The organism is Sulfurimonas sp. CVO, from assembly GCF_009883775.1.
In the GTDB taxonomy this organism is placed as follows: domain Bacteria; phylum Campylobacterota; class Campylobacteria; order Campylobacterales; family Sulfurimonadaceae; genus Sulfurimonas; species Sulfurimonas xiamenensis.
In genome coordinates this window covers 1,540,524-1,560,906 of record NZ_CP033720.1, presented here as the reverse complement: position 1 = coordinate 1,560,906, position 20,383 = coordinate 1,540,524, and the positions used below count along the sequence as shown (strand labels likewise).

Sequence of the window (20,383 nt, the reverse complement as noted above, 5' to 3'; positions counted from 1 at the left end):
GAGTGTCAAACGGAGTTAATTCCGTTTGATTTTTACTTCTCTCCGCGTTTTTTCGCTTTAAAAAGAACAGGTGTTCCTGTAAAGTTGAAAGCTTCTCTTAGTTTATTTGTCAAATATCTTCTATATGTAAAATGCAAACCTCTTGGTTTATTCATAACGATAGCGATCTTTGGCGGTCTCGTCTCATATTGTGTTGCATAGTATATTTTAATAATTTGACCATGCATGGATGGAAGATGGTGTTTTCTCATGGCTTTTTCCAAAACTTCGTTAAGTTTTGATGTCGGTATACGCTGAGAGTAGTTTTCATTGATCTCTAAAATCATATCATAGAGCTTATCAACTCTTTTATGTGATTTTGCAGAGAGGGTGATGATAGGCGCATAAGCTAAAAATTTAAATCTGTCTCTTACTTCCTCTATAATTTTGTCATAATCTTCTCTTTTAGCAATGTCCCATTTGTTTAAAACAATAATGCAGGCAAGGCGGTTGCTGTCAACAAGACCGGCAATTTTTTCATCTAAATCTAAAAAAGGTTCACTTGCATCAAGAACTACAAGCGCCATATTTGAGTTTTCAAGCATCTCTTTTGTTCTCATAAGAGCAAACTTTTCAATTCCGAGAATTTTACCGCGTCTTCTTAATCCGGCAGTATCGACAAAGGTAAGCTGCTTTTCTTTGTACTCAATACTCTCATCAATAGGATCAATTGTAGTTCCTGCCACACTGCTTACAACTGAGCGCTCTTCACCTAGAAGAGCATTTAGGAGTGAGCTTTTTCCAACATTTGTACGACCGATAATAGAGATCTTTATATGATTTATATCATTTTCATCAAACTCTTTTATCTTGTCGTTTTGAGCAAATATGGAGTCATCTTCAAACTCCTCTTCATTTATATCTGTGTAAAAGAAATTGTCATCCTCTTCTTCTTCGTTTTGTTCGTTAAAATCGAACTCGTCTTCATCATCCTCTTCGATAATATTTACATCATCTTCATCATCTTCATCTTTTATAGTGTCAGAATCAGGAATTTTTTCATATACCCAGTCAAGAAGCGCAACTATACTTCTGTTATGTGCCACAGATATGCCAAAGATAGCATCTGTTCCAAATTCATAGTAATCCCAAAGATTCTCTTTCATTTTGTCATTGTCAATTTTATTTACAACCAGAGCTACATCTTTTCCTAATGTTTGAAGTTCATAAAAAAGTTTTTTATCTTCCTCTTCAGGAATGCTTTTTCCATCAACCATATATAGGATAATATCTGCTTTTTTTGCAGCTTCAAGGGATTTCTCTTTTATCTTGTCAAAAAGTTCACACCCTTTGTCAAGTCCGCCTGTATCTAATAATAGCGCCTGTTTGTTTATGATAGTAACATGCCGTCTTTTTACATCTCTTGTTGTCCCTGCCTGCTCAGATGTAATAGCATCTCTCTTTTTAACTAATCTGTTAAAGAGTGAACTCTTTCCAACATTTGGACGACCGATAATGGCGATTTTTTTCATATTTGTAGCCTAAATAAAATTTGTAGTTTGTTTGGAATTATATCGAAATAAGAGGTGATTATAAATTGTTTAAAGAAATTCTCTCAAAAGAGAGAGTTGAAATAAAAAAAAGTTTTATTCAGTCAAAAACTCTTTTTCAAGATCTTCTAAAGCATTTTTAGCTTTAAACTGCTGCCAAAGAGCCTGATCATTTTTAAAACTTGTTTTTATATTGTTTTGAATCTGCTCATTTGCAGCTTTTTGTGAAACGGCTACTAGAACATAAATAGCACCTGATGGAGCAGTCCACATATCAACAGCTTTAGAACCTATTAAATTAACTTTTGCAACCTGTTTGGTTATAGTTTCTATCGCCTTATCAACTGTTTCGCTTTCGTTTGCACCTGTAGTCCCGGTATAAATAGTGATTTTATCTTTAACTTGAGACTCTATCTGATGTGCTAAATCAGAACGGCCGTTGGCAAGAGCTACTCTTCTCATATGATCCATTCCCGCAACACTTTTTTCAGCTATACCTACACCTGCATATGAACCATCCGCTTCGGGAACACAAGTCCATGAAGGTGCAGACACATTCTCTTGTATACAAGCATAATCCACACTGCGTTTTTCTACTTTAGCATTTTTGCTGCTACAACCTGTAATTGCAACAAAAAATATTCCTGCCATTATAACTGATGAAATGGTTTTGATCATGTCAGATCTCCTTTTTTTTCTAAAATCATTGTAGCGACTTTCATCTTAAATGATATTTACTGAAAAAAAATAATTTAATAGAAATTAAAAAGTTTTAAATTGTATAATAAAGCTATGAAATATTATAGTTATGAAAATTTTAGAATTGATACACTCACTCTTATAGAAAAAGTAAGAGATTTACAATTTGAAGCCATAGTAGCAGTCGCAAGAGGTGGTTTAACTCTTTCACATGCCATCTCAGAAGGCTTGGCAATACGCCATGTACAAAGCATAAGAACAGAGCTTTATGATAAAACTTTAAAAAGAGAGCAGTTAAATATTTTTGCCACATGTGAATTTAGAGATGTAAAAAAGGTTTTGGTTGTAGATGATATATCTGACAGCGGTGATACACTTAAGGCTGTTATGCACTATTTGGAAAATAAACATAAGAGTATAGAGTTTAAATCAGCAACTCTTTTTTATAAAAAAACATCTGTATATGAACCGCACTTTTGGATCAATGAAGCAGATGACTGGATTGATTTTTTTTGGGAGAGGGATTTTATAAAAAAAACTTAATCCCTCCAGTATTCAACATCTTTTTTTGTAAAATCAGTCTCATATATATATTCGCAAATGATTTTTAACATCTCTTTGTCAAATCCAAGTTCAGGCATAAGTTCATGTTTTTCAATTGCATCATGCATAAGAGAAGTTTCTGCTTTTGGATGCTCTACCCATGTCGCCATATAGGAGACAAACTCATCTTTGTCTCTAAATGCGTTCATATATCTCTCTTTAAATTCTACTACTGCTGGAGCAGAGATTGTTTTTGTAGGATGGTGGCAGGTTATGCAGTTTCCGTTAAACAGAAGTGAACCCATCTCGAGCGCGTAAGAGAGAGAAAAAAGTGATATTATAATCGTTAAAAATATCGGCTTCATATCATTACTTTCTATGTGCTTTTATCATCTCGTAAGCTTGATTTATCTCCTGCGTTTTAGCGGTTGCTTCTTGCATGTAGGCATCATCTTTTCCTTGAGATTTTATGATATCAGGATGATACTCTCTAATGAGTTTTCTATACGCTTTTTTGATTGTATTCATATCGTCGTTTTCATTTACGCCTAGAATTTTATATGCATCATTTATATCTGCTTTTGGTTTAATGTTGTGTACCATTTTTTCAAATTTGTCAAATATGGCGTGATAAGCGTTAGGGTCAAATCTCAATGCTTCTGCGATAGAGGCTAAAACCTCCTCTTCGCTTTTGCTGACTTCGCCATCAATAAATGCAAGCTGAATTAAAAAGCCCATAAATTGATGCTGTTTGTTTTTATCTCTTTTTATTGCATTGCCCAATGTCAAGGCAATTTCTCTTAAGTCGTGAGATCTATTTTTATGCTCATTAAAGATCTCTTTTAGTATTTCTTTTGTTTTGTGCGGCTCAGGAAAAACCGCTGAGATATCATCAAACATTATTCCTACGAGCTCTGCTTCTAAAGCATCGACTCTTCCGTCAGCTTTTGCAACCTTTGCTACAAGCGCAATAAAAAGACCGAGCTCACTTTTTTGAAGAGACTCTTTGGACACTGAAAAATTTTTAAAAGCCTCTTTTGAATAAGTTGTATATTTTGCGTAGCTTTTAAATATCCAGTAAAAAAATGCGCCTATAGCGGCAAGAAGTAGTAAATTTCCCATATATATCCTTTGTTAATTTTGTAATTATAGAAGAGAGTAGTTAATAGCGAAACACTTAGTTGCATGCAACCTTATGATAAACTCTTTTTGCCGTAATCTTTCCGACCCAAAATATTTCACCAAGCAGAGCCTCTTTTAAAAATCCGTCATTATCAAATGCAACAAGAACATCGACGACGCTCTCATCTTTATCTAGCGGAGCTACATGTAAATTGTATATATTTGCAATGCCCTCAGAAAAGTTTGCTACTGCACTCTCTCTTTCTAAATCCTCCAGATAAGATACTAAAACATCATTTTTATCGTTATGCGCGCCCACGGCAAACAGTTTATATGTTTTTTGTTTGGCATTACAGTTGTTTTTTGTATTTAGATAAGAGCTTAGTACATCATTCTCTTTGTATTTATCAAGAGTAGTCTCTTTTTTTGATTTTTTTTCTACCTCTTTTGAAGTGACTTTAAAAGTTGCAGGGTCAAAATTCATTTCGTTTACCAATTTTGTTTTCTCTTCTATTAGTTTAATCTCTTTTTTTTCATGGTCAAAATAGTATGTTTGAACTCTTGTTTTTTTTATTGTCTCTTTTGTTTTTATAAAAATATCCGGAATGTATCTGCCACCTATAATTTTTCCTTTGCTTGTAAAGGTTTCAACTCTATTTTGCAGAAGTGTTGCTGCAACTCCTACTGTAGTTGCCACAAGCTTGATTTCATAGTTTTTGTCATCTTCTTTAAGTGTTATATCAGCATAACCAACATTGCCAAAGAGACTTACATCAACATCGTAACGAGTTGATAGACTTTGTGCAAATAAAGAACTTATTGATATAAGCAGTATTAAAAAATATTTCAATATATACCTCTTTTTTAATAAACATTATATCTAAATTTGTATTTAATTATAATATGAGATTATAGTAAAATCGATTTTTTTTATATTTTTTTAAATATTTCCAAAATAAAAATCAAAATATAGACTAAATATATAGTTTGGTTCATAATCATACTCTCTATGAAAACTGATACCCGGTCTAATTTCATAAGAGATCCATTTACGATAAATATTTTGACGCCAAGATATAAAACTTGAGTAGTTGCTTATGCCGTTAAATGGTTCCGGTGCAGCATCGCAAACATATTTAGAGTTGCCCCAAAACTGCTGTGTAAAATTAAATCCTTTTCTTTTAGAGAGTGTTAAATAGTAAGAGAATGCAACTGAATAGTCAAAACCCTCTATATGAGCTTGCGTTTTTCGGTGCAGTCTTGTTCTAAAGAGAGAATTTTCTGTTAATATTCTGTCAATATAGAGTTCGGTTTCTTCGCTCCAGTCATATTTTGTTGAATATTTAAACTCCTGAGAAGGCTGAATCAGCCATTTTCCTGCTGTATAGTCTTTGCTGTATCTAGCTCTTGCATAAAGTGATAAACTTCTAATGCCTACGGAGTATTTTGATTTAATATCTTTATACAAAGGTGCAAAATAATTAACTCCCACATAAGTGTTTTTTTCACTCTCTTGTTTTGTATAAGCGGTATCATCAAAATAGTTTTTTTCAATATCATTAACAAAAAGTTGAAAGTTTTTTTTGCTTTTGCTTAGAGGTATTTGTGCTCTTATCCTGTACTTAAAATCAGTTGACTCTTTTGATTGATAATTAGAACCTAGACGAATAAGAAGATAACTCTCTTCAGTCTCTTGTATAAATTTTTCATCTTTAAAAAATTTATCAATTGAATCTTTTGTTCCATTTTCTGAGGTAGTGTTTACATCTGGAGTATCAACCCATTCACTTATACTCTGATCTACACTTTTAAATAATTCAACAATATATTTTGAAAAATTTTTGTGTTTTTCATCAATATATTGAGAAAAAGTTTGAGTAGTCGTGTTAGTATCTGCAGCTGCATTTAGTGCGCAAAATAGATAAAATAAAAGAGTAATAACACGAAATGACATAATACACCCTCCGCTTATGTTGTTGATTATAGCTTCTTTTAATTTAAAAGAAGATGTGTATACTTTCGTTTATGAAATGGATAAAAGAATTAAACAGCGGTGTAAAATATATGCTTTTAGCATCATTTTTATTCGCAATTATGGGTGCATTTGTAAAACTTGCAAGTGAGAGTATAAGCTCTTTGGAGATTGTATTTTTTAGAAATATTTTCGGTGTTGTTTTAATAGGCTATACCTTATACAAAACCCCTATGAAACATAAAGGCGGAAAACCTTTATTGCTTTTTTTTAGAGGTTTGATGGGTTTTTTGGCACTTCTTGCTTATTTTTACAATATTGCCAATATTCCGCTTGGAGATGCTGTTACATTCTCAAAGACGGCACCTATTTTTACAGCCATTTTTGCATGGGCTTTTTTAAAAGAAAAACTCTCTTTAAGTGCATGGATTGCCGTATTTATCGGTTTTGGAGGGATTTTGCTTATAACACAGCCAAGCGGAATTGCATTTACAAAATATGATCTGCTTGGAATTTTTAGCGGAGTCGGAGCCGCACTTGCTTACACTTCGGTAAGAGAACTTAGAAACTACTATGATACAAGGGCGATAGTCCTCTCTTTTACCTTTGTGGGAACAATTGGTCCGATTATCCTTTTTATCCTGTCAAAATATTTTTATCTTCCAGAGCTTGATTTTATGATGGGAGAGTTTGTCTTTCCAGATAAAATTACCTGGATTTATGTGGTGGGAATAGGTGTTTTGGGAACACTCTCTCAGTACTATATGACAAAAGCTTACGGTGAAACAAAAGCGGGAATTGTGGGGGCTGTAAGTTACACAAATATAGTTTTTGCTATTTTAGTTGGTACTTTGCTCGGTGATTCTCTTCCGGGGTTTATAACAACATGCGGAATAGTGTTGATTGTAAGTGCCGGTATAATGGTCGCTAAGGCAAAGTAACTGAAATTTTTGTTGTGTGTTTGTTAACTTCGTATTTAAAAGCATTATGCTATAATCACTACCTATTTTTCAAAAGGTAAATATATGAAACTACTCGCCGGACCTTGTGTTATAGAGAGTGAAGCAAATATTTTTAAAATCGCTAAAGCTTTAGAAGTGTATCAAAACGACAATACTATTGATTTTTATTTCAAATCCAGTTTTGATAAAGCAAACAGAACATCACTTGATAGTTTTCGCGGACTTGGGATGCAAGAGGGGCTTAGAATCTTGCAAAAAGTGAAAGACGATTTTGGATATAAAGTCGTAACGGATGTTCATGAATCATATCAAGTTCCCGCAGCTGCCGAAGTTGTGGATATGCTTCAGATTCCCGCATTTTTATGCCGTCAAACCGACCTTTTGGTTGCATGCGCAAAAACGGACAAAGAGATAAATATCAAAAAGGGGCAGTTTATCAATCCGCCGGACATGAAATACTCTGTTGCCAAAGTGCTTAAAACGCGTGGTTGTGATGAGGTGAGTTATGAAGCTTCTAAAAAGCACGGCGTTTATCTTTGTGAAAGAGGTTCATCTTTTGGTTATGGAAATATTGTTGTAGATATGCGCTCATTGGTTATTATGAGAGAGTTTGCACCGACTATTTTTGACGCTACGCACTCTGTTCAAGCTCCGGGTGCACTCGGCGGAAAAACAGGTGGGGACAGAACGATGGTGCCTTACCTGGCAAGTGCGGCTGCAGCAGTAGGCGTGGACGGTTTCTTTTTTGAGACACACTTTGACCCCTCAATTGCTCTAAGTGACGGACCAAATATGATAAAGTTAGATGAGTTAGAAGCTCTAATAAATAAAATTAAAAAGATAGAGGAAATAAATAGATGAATTTAATCGAAGGCAAATTAAAAGTAGTCAACGGCAAAAAAATAGCGATAGTAAGTACGAGATGGAATCACTTTATAGTAGATAGACTTGTAGAGGGTGCAAAGGATGCTTTTGCAAGACATGGCGGAGATGATGCCGACCTTACGCATGTTTTAGCTCCGGGAGCATTTGAGCTTCCAATGGTAATTGATCAATTGCTCTCAAGCGGAAAGTATGATGCCGTATGTGCTTTGGGTGCAGTAATCCGCGGTTCAACTCCTCACTTTGATTATGTCTCAGCTGAGGCTACAAAAGGGATAGCGACTGTGAGTTTAAAACATAAAAAACCGGTCTCATTTGGACTTTTAACAACCGATACGATTGAGCAGGCCATAGAGAGAGCAGGCACAAAAGCCGGCAATAAAGGTTTTGAAGCGATGACAGTTGTTATTGAAATGATTGATCTTTATGAGAATTTATAAAAGACACTGGTGTCGCGGGCTTCCTGCCGAAGGAAACTTAGCGTTAGCGTAGGTAGCGGAATTACTTCCGATACCGTGATAAATAAATGAAGGGCTCCCTTCATTTTTACGAAATAAAATAAGGAAAAATGATGGCCACTAGACATCAAGCCAGAATGGCAGTTGTAAGCCTGTTGTACGCATTTGATTTGGGTAACGGAAATATTGCAGAACATACGGATGAGATTTTAGAAGAGAAAAAAATCCGCAATAAACAAAAAGATTTTGCATTGACTCTTTATGAAGGTGTTATGAGCAATATTGCTTCAGTTGATGAAGCGATAGTCAAACATCTTAAAGATTGGGATTTTGAGAGACTTGGAGCTATCGAGAGAGCAACTCTTAGACTTGCAACCTATGAGATACTTTATGGAGATCTTGATTCCGCCGTGGTTATAAACGAAGCGGTTGAGATCACAAAAGCATTTGGTACTGAGCAGTCGCCGAAGTTTATAAACGGTGTGTTAGACGCAATTTCTAAAGATAAATAAAAAATGAAAAGATTAACAAAAGAAGAAGCGCTTTACCTTATAAAAAATGCAGATTTAAAAGAGCTTGGACGGATGGCGACGGCTCGTAAAAAAGAGTTGCATCCGGATAATGTCACTACATTTGTGGTTGATAGAAATATCAACTATACAAACATCTGCTGGGTGGATTGCAAATTTTGTGCATTTTACAGACATGAAAAAGATGCGGATGCTTATGTGCTCACTTTTGACGAGATAGATGCGAAGATAGACGAGCTGCTTGAAATCGGCGGAACACAGATACTTTTTCAAGGCGGCGTGCATCCAAAACTAAAGATCGAGTGGTACGAAGATTTGGTAGAGCATATCCATACAAAATATCCCACAATTACCATCCACGGCTTTAGCTCCATCGAGATTGATTATATCGCCAAAGTTTCACGCATTAGTGTTGAAGAGGTGTTAGAGAGACTTCATGCAAAAGGTTTGGCTTCTATTCCCGGAGCAGGGGCGGAGATACTATCTGATAAGGTAAGAGATATTATCGCTCCCAAAAAAATCGACTCTGATGTATGGATAGATATCCACAGAAAAGCGCATAAACTCGGCATAATGTCGACGGCTACCATGATGTACGGAACTATTGAGAGCGATGAAGATATTGTGGAACATTTTGACATGATACGAAAGCTTCAGGATGAGACGGGCGGTTTTCGCGCTTTTATTATGTGGAGTTTTCAAAGTGAAAACACAGAGCTTCTTAGACTTTTTCCAGATATGCAAAAGCCTTCATCAAACCGTTACCTAAGACTTCTAGCTGTGGCAAGACTCTATTTGGATAATGTGCCAAATATTCAAAGTTCATGGGTGACGCAGGGACCATACATTGGTCAGATGGCTCTTATGTTCGGAGCAAATGATTTGGGTTCTACCATGATGGAAGAAAATGTTGTAAGCAGCGCGGGAGCGGCTTACAAAATGGCGAAAGAAGAGATGGTGCATCTTATAAGAGATGTAGGTGAAATCCCGGCTGTGCGAAATACAGCATACGAAATTTTAGAGAAATTTGCATAAAATGATAAAAAAAACAATTTTATTATTATTAATTTTAGGAAATATAATGATGGCAGCGACAGTAGAAGAGTTAAACATAAAAGATATAAATGTACCTATTGTTTTTGAAGAGGACAAAAGATTGCCTCTGGTGACAATGCAGTTTATTTTTCAAAACAGCGGAAGTATTGCTGATACTACAAAAGCAGGTTTGGCTAAATTTAGTGCAAAAATCATGAACGAAGGAACCAAAGAACTTGGTTCAAGTGCGTTTGCAGAGAAATTAGAGAGCAGAGCTATTCATATATCGGCTTCAACAGGAAAAGAGACATTTGTAATAGAACTTGGATGTTTAAAAGAGGAGCTTGATGAGGGTTTGAAATATTTTGAACTGCTTTTAAAAGATCCAAACCTTACGCAAGAAGCAGTTAAAAAAGTAAAAACAACTACTCTTGGCAATCTTGCGAGAAAAGAGAATGATTTTGACTATGTGGCTTCAAATGAGTTAAAAGCACTTCTTTTTGAAGGAAGCGTACTTGCAAATCCTTCATCTGGAACTGTAGAGAGTGTAAAGAGTATCGATTTAAATGATGTTCAAGATTTTTTGGATAAAAACCTGGTACGCTCAAAACTCATTGTTGCTGTTGGCGGCGATGTAGATATAAAAGAGTTAAAAGATAAAATTTCAAAAATCATAGCATCAATGCCAAAAGGTGAAGCAAGTAGTGTAAAAAAGTATGAAGTTTCTAAAGAAGTAAAAGAAAAAATTGTAAAAAAAGAGACACAGCAGGCGTATATATACTTTGGTTCACCATATGACATAAGTGTAAATTCCGAGGATTATTACAAAGCAAGAGTTGCTACTTTTATCCTGGGTGCAGGCGGTTTTGGCTCAAGACTTATGGAAGAGATCAGAGTGAAAAAAGGGCTTGCCTATTCAGCATATGCAAGGCTTCAGGTAAGCAAATCAAGCTCTTATATGAGCGGATATCTTCAAACAAAGTTAGAGTCTCTTGAAGATGCCAAAGCAACAGTGAAAAAGATTGTTGCAGATTTTGTAAAAGAGGGTGTAACAGAAGAAGAACTTGAGCAGACTAAAAAGTTTTTGCTTGGAAGCGAGCCTCTAAGAGTGGAGACAATGAGTCAAAGACTTCATAGAACATTTATGGAGTTTTACAATGGACAAGAGCTTGGAAACTCTCTTAAAGAGTTAGAAAAAATCGAAAAACTAAAACTAGATGATCTAAATGAGTTTATCAAATCTCATAAAGAGATCTTAGATATGAGTTTTGCAATCGTTACAAAGCGCTAGCTTCTTTAGAAAGCGCTAGTTTTTTTCAAAAAACGAAATTTTTATAAAAAATATTGCATTTTGCAATATTTCACCACAAAGTTCATAAAAACAGATAGTATTAAATACTAAGGACTTAAAATGGACATAACTAAAGAGCAGGAAGAGAAGTTTAAAAAATTGGGTATCGGCAGCTACTCTGAGCTTGCTCTTATTGTTCCCTCTGCTTATGAGGACTTGAGGCTTCATAACAAACTTCAAACACATGTTATGCAGTTAATCGATGCCACTGTCGAGTCTGTTTACAAATCTCCAAACTCTCTTCAGATTACATTTTATGCCCATAATTTCGGACATGCCATAACAGGTGTGCTTTTTCGTCCAAAACCCTATATGATTCATCAGTTTAATGTAGGAGAGAGGGATTACTACTATGGAATGATTGAGTGCAAAAGCGGTTTTTGCAGTATGAGTATGCCCAAAAAAGTTACAAATGTAGGCAAAATAACACCAAGATATAAAACGCAGCTTAGAACAGATGTTATGCTTCGTTTTGTTCAAATGTTTCTAACAAAAGAAAATTTACTTTCAGAGGGTTTAAAAGAGGAGGTGGCTGAAGAGCTCTTAAAGATCCATTTTCCAGCTCAAGAGCCAGTAAATCTGAAAAAATTAGAATCTAAAACACTTAATGCTCTTAAGTATGTAGAACTCTTCACCTATATGAAACAGCTCTCTCACAAAAGAAGATACTTTAAGTCCATAACCTCTACATGTCAAGATTATAAGAAGTGGGCAGAAAGATTGCCGTTTAAACTAACATATGAGCAGATAAATGCTATAGAGGATATAAAAAAAGATCTCTTAAGCAATATATCTGCAAAACGAATGATAGTAGGAGATGTTGGAAGCGGAAAAACAATGGTGATACTTGCCTCTTGTGTTATGATGCTTCCACAGCGCTCTATTCTTATGGCACCGACAACAATTTTGGCAAATCAGCTTTACAATGAAGCGGTTAAATACCTCCCGGATGTAAAAATAGCTTTGGTTACAAACAAAAGTAAAAAAATAAGTTTGGATGCGTATGATTTTATTATAGGTACGCATGCTCTGCTTTACAGAGAACTTCCCCAAGCTTCACTTGTTATGGTGGATGAACAGCATCGCTTTGGAACGGCTCAGAGAAATATGTTGGAAAAATTGGTAAATATAGGAGATAAAAAACCGCATTTTTTGCAGTTTTCTGCAACGCCCATACCCAGAACGCAGGCGATGATAGAGACTGCCCATATAGATGTTTCGCTTATAACTTCCACACCTTTTAAAAAAGATATCACTAGCAAGGTTATACATAAAAAAGATTTTAAAGAGCTTTTAGAACATATAAAGAGCGAGATAGATTACGGGAACCAAATCTTGCTTGTCTATCCGCTTGTTGAACAGAGTGAGGTTTTAGAGTATCAAAGCATAGATGAAGCAAGAGGGTACTGGGAAAATAGATTTGAAAATGTTTATGTTACCCATGGAAAAGACAGAGATAAAGAGGAAGTTTTGCTAGAATTTAGCAAAAAAGGTGATATTTTGATAGCTACAACTGTGGTTGAGGTTGGCATCTCTTTGCCGCGACTCAGCACAGTGGTCGTTGTCGGTGCAGAGAGATTGGGACTCTCCACGCTGCATCAGTTGCGAGGTCGTGTCAGCCGTACGGGTCTTAAAGGCTACTGTTTTTTATATACGAACAAGAGTGAATCTGAACGATTGGAGAGGTTTACGAAAACAATAAGCGGATTTGATATCGCAAATCTTGATTTGAAGTATAGAAAAAGCGGCGATCTGCTAAAAGGGCACAATCAAAGCGGAAGTCAGTTTAAGTGGATTGATTTAGCAGAAGATGAAGATATAGTAAAAAGCGTAAAAAAAGATTGTTTTTTAAGTTAAATAACTTTGTAGGATTTTCAGCACGGATAAAAATCCGTGCTAGAAGAAAAAAGTCTATTAATATAAACCGAATCTTCCATCGCTTCTTTTGTAGAGAACGCGTGTTTTATTTTCGTTGTCCAAAAAGATTTCGAACATTTTGTTGCTATCTTTGAGATCATTTAAAACATCTTCGACTTCTCTTGGTTTATAAAGAGTAAGCTCAACGGGGATGATTTCATCCTCCATAGCTTCATCTGCTTCATGTAAATCTATAGCTTTATTTGCTTCATTTTTTGCTTCATTTATACCATCTTTATGATGTGTGTTTTCTTTATCATGTATACGGCGCATCGCTTTTTGTGCTCTCTCTGCAGCCAAATCGATAGCAGCATAAAGATCTTGGTCACTCTGCTTGATAACTATAGAGTTTTTATGTGCCAGGTTGATAACAAACTCTACAACAGAGAGAGGTTTGCCCTTTTTTGTCTGGCTTGATGCAATAAGATTTACAGATATAATGTCCATATTGTATTTGCTAAGAGTGTTAATAGAAGTATTCATATAGGCTTTAATAGGCTCCGTAAGTTCTACATGTCTTCCGGTTAATGATATATTCATGGTAAATCCTTTAGTTTCTAAATAACGATTATTATAGCATTAAATCGTTTACAATAATTCATTATTTAGAGTTTTTGGATTGTTCTTCTAAAGTAGCGGATAGGTTCAGATGAGATACTTTGATCATTTACACGAACTGCTGTATCCATAAGTACAGAACCGTTTTGTTCGGGAGTTACAATATCAAAATATTTTGAACATGTGCCTACAGTTCCTGTAAAAACATATCGCATTGTTATATTTACATCATAGATGTCATCAAAAGTTGTGCTATAGCTGTTTAAGCAATTTGTATTTGGATCTCTTTTGGCAATTTCCAAAAGTGCCAACTCTGTAGCACTCTTTGCATGAAGTGCGGCTTGCTCGTAAAGATAAAGATCAACAGTTCTTTTACTTGTTTCTGTGGTAAGTGCCAAAGAGAGCGCCATAATAGTCGCTATGATAATTATAACTGCTATAGCCATTATCATAGCAAAGCCTGAACGCTTCTTATGAGGATTGGTTTTTAAAAAATAGTTTTTTCTTTGCATAACGAATACTCCTCATCCTTTACTAAATCAGAATTGACACACACTTGAATTTTAATAATTGAGCCGACGGCTTTAAATCTAAAAGTATCTACATTTTCCATGATTACAGCACTCTTTCCGCTTGTATACATTTCACCTTGCCATGGTTGATAATCATAATAGAGAGTTAAATTTCCATCATCAGGAGTATGTACAACAGCATAAGCAGTCCAAGCTAGTTGATAGTACTCATATACATTAGCACCGGCAAAAGTACTATTTGATCCGTCAAGACCGCTGATTGGAGCAAATTGAGATGTACCGTTGCTTTTAATAGGGTGCATAACACTTGTATTATGGTCTGTTAAGGCGACTCCATTCCATCCATACCCGGTTTTAATATCACTATCAGATCCTACAAAATATAGCGCAGCATCGTTGATATCACTTCCTCCATCAGAGAGTGTGTCTATAAGAGCATTTAAATCTGCAGTATCTGTCCCAGGAGATACTAAATTAGTAGCATTTGTATTTGGATCTTTTAGATCAATTATTCCGCTCCAGTGAGGCAGAAAATCTCCGCCAGCATTAGGAGTATTTCCGCGAAATCCCTCTATATCTGTTCCTACCCATTCTAGTATTGTTGCAGTTTCTTCATAAGGAGAATAAGCTAAAGCTTCAAAATCAGTAGCACTCTTTCTAGCAATAACAGAGTCTTTTATGCGGTATTGAAGTCTTGAACCTATTGTCTCAACTGCAGCTGCAGTTTGAGATTGGAGTCTGTTGTTGATACTTGAAAATATAAAACTTTTGTAAGCCTGAGAGAGTAGCTCAACACCATATTTTGCAAGAATTCCCATGATTACTATAACAAAGATAAGTTCTAGAAGAGTAAAAGCGCCTCTACGCATTAAAATCTCCTCTTGTAGTAGTCAATCTCGCCGATGTTGGCGCTGTAAATTTTTAGGGTTGTTAATAGTGTTGCCCCGTCATCTTTATATACTGAAGCAGTAAGTATTTTTATATTATTATTTGTTCCTGGTGCGACAGTGACTTGACTCTTATATAACTCTTTATACCCTGAAGCCTCTGCAGTAGCATTGATATCAAACAAATTGTCTACAGTAGTATTCACTGCATTGTTTAGATTTGGAAAATCGGTGCTTGAAGTGTTCAACACTGTGTCAGAAGTACTATCTAAACAGCGTCTATGATATGGTTGGGCAATATGACCGTCTCTTAGTCTGTATCTAGGGCTAGAAGCATTATTTTCACAATCTCCGTCTACATCTATAACCCTTGATAGGTGGCTTGTTGCATTGTCTTCGATTGATCTTGCATCCCAGTAGTACGATGTAGCTCCCATAAGTTCTGCAGAGGCTGCAAAGATAGCTTCTTGAACTATATTGCTCTCAATCCCTTTGGATGTAACCTGAATCATTGTGGGGAGTGATATAACTGCAATAGATACAATAACAATAGCAAATATAAGCTCTATCATTGTAAAAGCGGCTCTGCCAAAAGAGGTTTCTCTTCTTACCACATGATTCTCCTATTTGTTTTTACCCCGCCGGTGCTTTTTGTTGTCGTGTTTGTTTCATGCTCGCCGGTCCAGTCACCTAACTTATCAAACTCAACTTGAAACTCGTTTCTTGTAGCCGTCGGATCATCTTCATTATAGATTAGCCAACGAGAAGCTTCGTTTTGCATCGTTGTTTTGTATGGGTAACCCTTGCTTTCATCATAATTCAGTGTAGTTACAGATGGATTTCCAGTTGGATTGTCAGTTGCATCTACAATGTCACCTTCAACATTAGTTCCAATTTTTTCCAAAACTATACCAACTGCTCCGTCATTAGTTGTATTATGATCTGCATTTATAAACCATCTTATATCATCAACCTGCTTGGAAGCTAGACCGTTTGGAAGCAGAGTTTTGTTACAGTCAGTTCCAAAACAGTATGCTTCAAAGTAGATGTTTGCTTGATATGGATGATCTTCTGGTACTCTATACCTCTGTCTTGAAGCATGTGTACGACCGTAAAGATGGGTTATGTTGTGATCTAGATTTTGAAAACCATGTGTTATTTTTGTTTCAAAATCAGCAGTAAAAGTACAATCAACACTATTATTGCAATCTGCATTGTAATTTCCAAATGTTATTAATTTAGGGTTTGCAGAAGCGTTTACTTCTCTATTATAGTTTAAATTCAATCTGGTATTAATTGTTCCATTTAAATTTTTAGTGAAGTAGTGTTGTGCTGTTTGAATTAAAACAGGCGTAGATGAATTAGTTTCAGTATAGTTTATATCATCTGCAATTATTACAGTACCGTTTACATCCAAATTGTGAAATCTTGCCTTATATGCCACATTGTTACCGTTTACATTTATAAGAGCAGTGTCAGATTTGTGAACTGTTAAGTTTAACGGTTTTGCATAACAGTTATTAACAAAGTTACTTAAAAAGGAGTTATTATAGCCAGAAGCTCTAATGTCGCCATTTAGATGAAACGACATATTTTCATCCATTGAAATATCTGCCATATAAAGATGCGTTGCTGATGGGCTATAGTCAAGTCCGGCAGACGGAGTTATATTTAAAACAAATTTATATGGATGAAATTCAAAAAGATAATCTTTATATTTGAGACCATTTTCAATATTGTCGTGAGTGCTGCTAATATTACAGCCTGCTACATTATTGATTGTACTTCCACTCAATGATGTAACAGAACTTTCAAGAGGCACATCAGTTGAGTTTGGATCACACTCAAATCCTGATAGGAAATGAGAACCGGTTTGATGTGTTTGTTTTGATGAATCCCAATCTACAATTGTCCATGTTTTATCAATAATATTTAGTCGATATTCTCCCACCTGTGAAAGATTTTCTTCTGTAGCAACAGTTCCATTGATGAGATTTATTTCCAACGACTCATCTTCAGTATCATTACATCCTGTTTTAGCAACGCTTGGTTCCCATATCAATGTAATATTGTAATCACTTCCACCGGTAGCAAAATAACGGGTGTAGCCAGGGGTAGCTTGATTGTCAAGATGATTGGTTGCATTGACATCAAACCGGTAGTCATATCCACTTGCTACATCTACTCTGTCTAGATTTGGACTTACTACTCCCGTATGGCCGGGTGCAAATAACTGTACCTGGGTATGATTGGTTTGATTAAGATCTCTTAGCTGCACCGTATAGCTCTCGGGGCGAATGGCAAAGTTGTCTCTTGAACAAAGAACTTTAGTTCTAGTACCGTACAAACACTCCATACATATTGCAACATCTTGATAGGTACTGTTGTTTCCATTATCTGAACATGCTACTGATGTTCGATTTGTCATATTGTCATTATTTGGATTTTTTACATATTGTCGACAATGCGGATATATTTGATGAATATCCGAGAAGTTGTCAATTCTAATCCCATTTTTTGTCTCTTCAATGTGAATCAATGAGTCATTTTGATCAGCTATTGTGTTAAACGATACTCTAAAAGCAGCATTAGGCGTAGCTGTTTGAAAAAAATCAGCCGGCGAGCCAATTTGATATGGTTGTCCTGTAATAACATCTGAAACCATATCTTCATTAATTGCTGCTTGAATTGTTTGAGCATTAAAATCAACTTGAGAAACATTATTTTCAAAAGTCATCCATATTCTCGGGCTTATCGCACTTGATGGTTCACGACACGCTGCATCGACATCATGAAATTCACTTGCATCAATGAGTTCAACTGCTACAATGGTCGTAACCGGCTGCGGAGTGTCTAGTGCTTCTGGATCAAAAGAAGCAATTCTGAGATTTCCAGGGCGCTTTGCAACCTGTGTTGTTAAATCATAATATCTATCATCGTTATTCGAGTCATAAAGTCCTGCGTCAACCATGCTAAAGATACCCCATTCCGGCGTATAACTAAAATTATCTGCAGAACACATCGGAAGATTCTCTCCTCCCACGGTAGAGGAGTATGGCAATGTTAGTGTGGAGCCATTAGGCAGCGGGATAACTAGGTCATAAGAAAATGTTGCATCGATTGGAATATCAATAGTTCCTATATGTTGCGGAGTTAGCGTATAGTAAACATATGCATGCAATTCTCCGCCCATATCCCCGATAGGAATATTATGAATATAAGAGTTGCTGACACTTAACGGCCAGGCTGAATCTTCTTTATAAACCGGTGTAAAGCTGTTTGGATAGTTTACACCAACCGTATCTCTTGTATAAATTGCCTGGGATGTATTAATATCATTAATCGTCATTATAATGTTATTTGCGCTTACATCTGAGGCTTCTTGATTTCGAATATAGAGACTGACATCAATATCTGTAGTATTTGGAAGAAATCCACTGATATAAGGCATAGCTGTACCGTTGTTTTCTTCTGTAAAAGGAAGACCATTTTGTTCATACCCGTAATCATAACAAAATAGCGGCACATATAATTCAGTTGCAAAGGCAATCATAGAGGGCCAATAACGGTCCTGATCACCATTTGCTTGTCGCTCGGATGTGAATGTAAAATTCATAGTTGTTTGTTTTGGAATCATATAATCGCCAATATCAAATGTTTGAATATCTATTCCATTGTTGTTGATCAAATCAGGTGTTCGAGAATCTCCTCCTGAGATTGAAGAGTTAAAAGAGTTATTTGTAATTGTTGCCAGTGTAACAGCAGTGTTGTTGTTATAGTTTATTGTTTTTAACAAGTCACCACTGATATGTCTATCACCTTCGGCAGCAAAAACTGATACTTCTGAGACGATATTATTTTTGTCCGGTGTATAAAAACCTGTTACATCGATGTTAACACTTGGGTCTCCACTTCCCACGGTTTTCCATCCATCAAAAATACTGAAACTTCGAAATTTCTCATTTGGATCATCAAGATTTGCATAAACTACAGCTAATGTCCATGCTCCGTATGTTCCCAGCGAAGGAATATTTCCTTCATAGACGGGAATATTAGCCACCGTGTAATTTCCATCATTCCATTTCCCATCCCCGAAATATCCGCTTACATCAGCAAAAGCAGAGTAACTTGTATATCCGCTATATCCCGCGTCAGATTTGTAATCCAAACGATCCGGTGTTATATCAGTATAGCTGCTTGAACTTTCATCATGGCGTATTTTAATAGTCATGTCTGTGCTAAAACTGAAGTTAGAGACTATTGCTTGCCAATATAATCCTGCCCATATTACTCTAGCCCCGGAAGGCAGACGCAATTCGGATGTTGTCGAATTTGTAAGGCTTGGTGTAGTTGTATCAACATTATATTCGCACAAATAGTAAGCGGCATTAGAACTAGGGGCGTTTTCTATGTAGTCACCATTTGTATAAGTACTGCAAATATTCGAATTTTGTGTAGTTGGAGGTACTAAAACAGTATTTCCTATTGTTTTCATATCACCTTTGGAATAGAGCTGTTGTCGGAGACTAAAATCACGATAACCGCTTGTTGCAACATTAGTAATTGTGATTGAAACTGTTCCTGTATCACTGTATCCATTGCTGTCTTCTATGGTATATGTAAATGAGTCATCTCCCATATAATTTGATGTAGGAGTATAAGTAAAAGTTCCATTTGCATTTACTGTAACGGCACCATGCGAAGGATTTGTATTGGATATAACTGAGATAGAAGGACCGATGTCATTAGAGAGTACATTGCCTGATAAAACTGTATTTTTTACAATAGAGTAAGAATCGTTAACCGCATCAGCACTGATAAAACTGATTACAACATTATCTATCCATATATCTTCTCCACCCCAATCGAAAGGCCAGAAACTTGCAGTGTCAGGATTGATACGCAGTTCCAAACCACCACCAGTATCTAAAACTGCATTTACGCTGTAGGTATAAGTTCCATCTTCTTGATAAAAGCGAGTTGTAACCCCGTTTGCCGTTACATTGAGTACATCCTGCCCATATCCTGATGCTTCCCATCCATCATATGCTCTGACATCAAATGTAATAATTACATTTCTTAGTGGATGCTGATTGAAACTGTAATTTTCAGACCCTGTGTTATCTCCAAAGATGTAATAGTGATTGTAGTAGCGGGTTCCTCCGCTCCATCCTTCATTGTTGCTGTTAAAATCTTCTATTGAGAGTGTAATAGCATACAGCGGTGTAAACAACACTGTCATAACTCCAAAAAGTGATACTAATTTTAAAAAAAATTTTAAAAATGAATTTTTATTTGTATCTGAATGGTTTAAATTTTTCATCTTACATCCCCTGAGTTGATTAAGCAGTTATATTAAAATTACTTTTAAAGTTCTTTGTGTTTTTTAATTCTATTGGCATAAA

The 20,383-nt window shown here is 35.8% G+C and carries 19 protein-coding genes; 8 read left to right on the top strand and 11 right to left on the bottom strand.

Annotation, left to right across the window (positions count from 1 at the left end):
- Positions 1-32: 32 nt before the first annotated feature.
- Both der and CVO_RS07805 read right to left on the bottom strand, forming a co-directional pair.
- Positions 33-1,511 carry a ribosome biogenesis GTPase Der gene (der, locus tag CVO_RS07810; protein WP_159571389.1) on the bottom strand — a complete coding sequence of 493 codons (1,479 nt, stop codon included), beginning with the start codon at positions 1,509-1,511 and terminating at the stop codon, positions 33-35.
- 114 nt (positions 1,512-1,625) lie between these two features.
- Positions 1,626-2,207, bottom strand: coding sequence for an LPP20 family lipoprotein (locus tag CVO_RS07805; protein WP_159571386.1), 582 nt, complete (start codon positions 2,205-2,207; stop codon positions 1,626-1,628).
- A 114-nt stretch (positions 2,208-2,321) separates the two neighbouring features.
- Between CVO_RS07805 and CVO_RS07800 the strand changes: the two genes are divergently transcribed.
- Positions 2,322-2,771 (top strand): phosphoribosyltransferase, encoded by a 450-nt coding sequence (locus CVO_RS07800; RefSeq protein WP_159571383.1) that lies wholly within the window; start codon positions 2,322-2,324, stop codon positions 2,769-2,771.
- Here CVO_RS07800 and CVO_RS07795 read toward each other — a convergent pair.
- From CVO_RS07795 to CVO_RS07780, 4 genes are all read right to left on the bottom strand, one after another.
- Complete coding sequence (locus tag CVO_RS07795) at positions 2,768-3,136, bottom strand: cytochrome C (protein WP_241690958.1); 369 nt, start codon at positions 3,134-3,136, stop codon at positions 2,768-2,770. The genes CVO_RS07800 and CVO_RS07795 overlap by 4 nt on opposite strands.
- 4 nt (positions 3,137-3,140) lie before the next feature.
- Entirely contained in the window at positions 3,141-3,893 is a 753-nt protein-coding gene (locus CVO_RS07790; protein WP_159571380.1) for a DnaJ domain-containing protein, read from the bottom strand.
- A 55-nt stretch (positions 3,894-3,948) separates the two neighbouring features.
- Positions 3,949-4,743, bottom strand: a complete 795-nt coding sequence (locus CVO_RS07785; protein WP_159571377.1) for a DUF3108 domain-containing protein — start codon at positions 4,741-4,743, stop codon at positions 3,949-3,951.
- A 90-nt stretch (positions 4,744-4,833) separates the two neighbouring features.
- Positions 4,834-5,847: a hypothetical protein gene (locus CVO_RS07780; protein WP_159571374.1), complete on the bottom strand. Its 1,014-nt coding sequence runs from the start codon at positions 5,845-5,847 to the stop codon at positions 4,834-4,836.
- 71 nt (positions 5,848-5,918) lie between these two features.
- Between CVO_RS07780 and CVO_RS07775 the strand changes: the two genes are divergently transcribed.
- The 7 genes from CVO_RS07775 (at position 5,919) to recG (ending at position 12,940) form a co-directional block, all read left to right on the top strand.
- On the top strand, positions 5,919-6,806 hold the full coding sequence (locus CVO_RS07775; RefSeq protein ID WP_241690957.1) for a DMT family transporter: 888 nt from the start codon (positions 5,919-5,921) through the stop codon (positions 6,804-6,806).
- Between the two features lie 54 nt (positions 6,807-6,860).
- A complete protein-coding gene (gene kdsA, locus CVO_RS07770; RefSeq protein WP_256365638.1) occupies positions 6,861-7,688 on the top strand; it encodes a 3-deoxy-8-phosphooctulonate synthase in 828 nt (275 codons plus the stop codon).
- The gene (gene ribH / locus CVO_RS07765) at positions 7,685-8,149 is read left to right on the top strand and encodes a 6,7-dimethyl-8-ribityllumazine synthase (RefSeq protein ID WP_152298753.1); all 465 of its coding nucleotides are present in this window, start codon (positions 7,685-7,687) and stop codon (positions 8,147-8,149) included. The genes kdsA and ribH overlap by 4 nt, the downstream gene beginning before the upstream one ends.
- A 131-nt stretch (positions 8,150-8,280) precedes the next feature.
- The gene (nusB, locus tag CVO_RS07760; protein WP_152298754.1) at positions 8,281-8,679 is read left to right on the top strand and encodes a transcription antitermination factor NusB; all 399 of its coding nucleotides are present in this window, start codon (positions 8,281-8,283) and stop codon (positions 8,677-8,679) included.
- A gap of 3 nt (positions 8,680-8,682) precedes the next feature.
- Positions 8,683-9,732, top strand: a complete 1,050-nt coding sequence (locus tag CVO_RS07755) for a dehypoxanthine futalosine cyclase (RefSeq protein WP_152298755.1) — start codon at positions 8,683-8,685, stop codon at positions 9,730-9,732.
- A 49-nt stretch (positions 9,733-9,781) separates the two neighbouring features.
- Positions 9,782-11,023, top strand: coding sequence for a M16 family metallopeptidase (locus CVO_RS07750; protein ID WP_159572218.1), 1,242 nt, complete (start codon positions 9,782-9,784; stop codon positions 11,021-11,023).
- Positions 11,024-11,143: 120 nt separating this feature from the next.
- Positions 11,144-12,940 carry an ATP-dependent DNA helicase RecG gene (recG, locus tag CVO_RS07745; RefSeq protein ID WP_159571364.1) on the top strand — a complete coding sequence of 599 codons (1,797 nt, stop codon included), beginning with the start codon at positions 11,144-11,146 and terminating at the stop codon, positions 12,938-12,940.
- Positions 12,941-12,997: 57 nt separating this feature from the next.
- Here recG and hpf read toward each other — a convergent pair whose 3' ends face one another.
- The 5 genes from hpf to CVO_RS07720 form a co-directional block, all read right to left on the bottom strand.
- Positions 12,998-13,540, bottom strand: a complete 543-nt coding sequence (gene hpf / locus CVO_RS07740; RefSeq protein ID WP_159571361.1) for a ribosome hibernation-promoting factor, HPF/YfiA family — start codon at positions 13,538-13,540, stop codon at positions 12,998-13,000.
- Positions 13,541-13,605: 65 nt separating this feature from the next.
- Positions 13,606-14,070: a hypothetical protein gene (locus tag CVO_RS07735; RefSeq protein ID WP_159571358.1), complete on the bottom strand. Its 465-nt coding sequence runs from the start codon at positions 14,068-14,070 to the stop codon at positions 13,606-13,608.
- On the bottom strand, positions 14,046-14,960 hold the full coding sequence (locus CVO_RS07730) for a type II secretion system protein (protein ID WP_159571356.1): 915 nt from the start codon (positions 14,958-14,960) through the stop codon (positions 14,046-14,048). Before CVO_RS07730 ends, CVO_RS07735 begins: the two co-directional genes overlap by 25 nt.
- Positions 14,960-15,592: a type II secretion system protein gene (locus CVO_RS07725; RefSeq protein ID WP_159571354.1), complete on the bottom strand. Its 633-nt coding sequence runs from the start codon at positions 15,590-15,592 to the stop codon at positions 14,960-14,962. The genes CVO_RS07730 and CVO_RS07725 overlap by 1 nt, the downstream gene beginning before the upstream one ends.
- The gene (locus CVO_RS07720) at positions 15,586-20,301 is read right to left on the bottom strand and encodes a cadherin-like domain-containing protein (protein ID WP_159571352.1); all 4,716 of its coding nucleotides are present in this window, start codon (positions 20,299-20,301) and stop codon (positions 15,586-15,588) included. Before CVO_RS07720 ends, CVO_RS07725 begins: the two co-directional genes overlap by 7 nt.
- Positions 20,302-20,383: the final 82 nt, after the last annotated feature.

Excerpts from the sequence above, each read along its gene's own strand:
- CVO_RS07805 (WP_159571386.1), bottom strand. The coding sequence starts at position 2,207 with ATGATCAAAACCATTTCATCAGTTATAATGGCAGGAATATTTTTTGTT.
- hpf (WP_159571361.1), bottom strand. The coding sequence starts at position 13,540 with ATGAATATATCATTAACCGGAAGACATGTAGAACTTACGGAGCCTATT.
- ribH (WP_152298753.1), top strand. The coding sequence starts at position 7,685 with ATGAATTTAATCGAAGGCAAATTAAAAGTAGTCAACGGCAAAAAAATA.
- CVO_RS07730 (WP_159571356.1), bottom strand. The coding sequence starts at position 14,960 with ATGCGTAGAGGCGCTTTTACTCTTCTAGAACTTATCTTTGTTATAGTA.
- der (WP_159571389.1), bottom strand. The coding sequence starts at position 1,511 with ATGAAAAAAATCGCCATTATCGGTCGTCCAAATGTTGGAAAGAGTTCA.
- CVO_RS07750 (WP_159572218.1), top strand. The coding sequence starts at position 9,782 with ATGGCAGCGACAGTAGAAGAGTTAAACATAAAAGATATAAATGTACCT.
- CVO_RS07790 (WP_159571380.1), bottom strand. The coding sequence starts at position 3,893 with ATGGGAAATTTACTACTTCTTGCCGCTATAGGCGCATTTTTTTACTGG.
- CVO_RS07800 (WP_159571383.1), top strand. The coding sequence starts at position 2,322 with ATGAAATATTATAGTTATGAAAATTTTAGAATTGATACACTCACTCTT.
- CVO_RS07795 (WP_241690958.1), bottom strand. The coding sequence starts at position 3,136 with ATGAAGCCGATATTTTTAACGATTATAATATCACTTTTTTCTCTCTCT.
- nusB (WP_152298754.1), top strand. The coding sequence starts at position 8,281 with ATGGCCACTAGACATCAAGCCAGAATGGCAGTTGTAAGCCTGTTGTAC.
- CVO_RS07735 (WP_159571358.1), bottom strand. The coding sequence starts at position 14,070 with ATGCAAAGAAAAAACTATTTTTTAAAAACCAATCCTCATAAGAAGCGT.
- CVO_RS07780 (WP_159571374.1), bottom strand. The coding sequence starts at position 5,847 with ATGTCATTTCGTGTTATTACTCTTTTATTTTATCTATTTTGCGCACTA.
- CVO_RS07755 (WP_152298755.1), top strand. The coding sequence starts at position 8,683 with ATGAAAAGATTAACAAAAGAAGAAGCGCTTTACCTTATAAAAAATGCA.
- CVO_RS07720 (WP_159571352.1), bottom strand. The coding sequence starts at position 20,301 with ATGAAAAATTTAAACCATTCAGATACAAATAAAAATTCATTTTTAAAA.
- recG (WP_159571364.1), top strand. The coding sequence starts at position 11,144 with ATGGACATAACTAAAGAGCAGGAAGAGAAGTTTAAAAAATTGGGTATC.
- CVO_RS07775 (WP_241690957.1), top strand. The coding sequence starts at position 5,919 with ATGAAATGGATAAAAGAATTAAACAGCGGTGTAAAATATATGCTTTTA.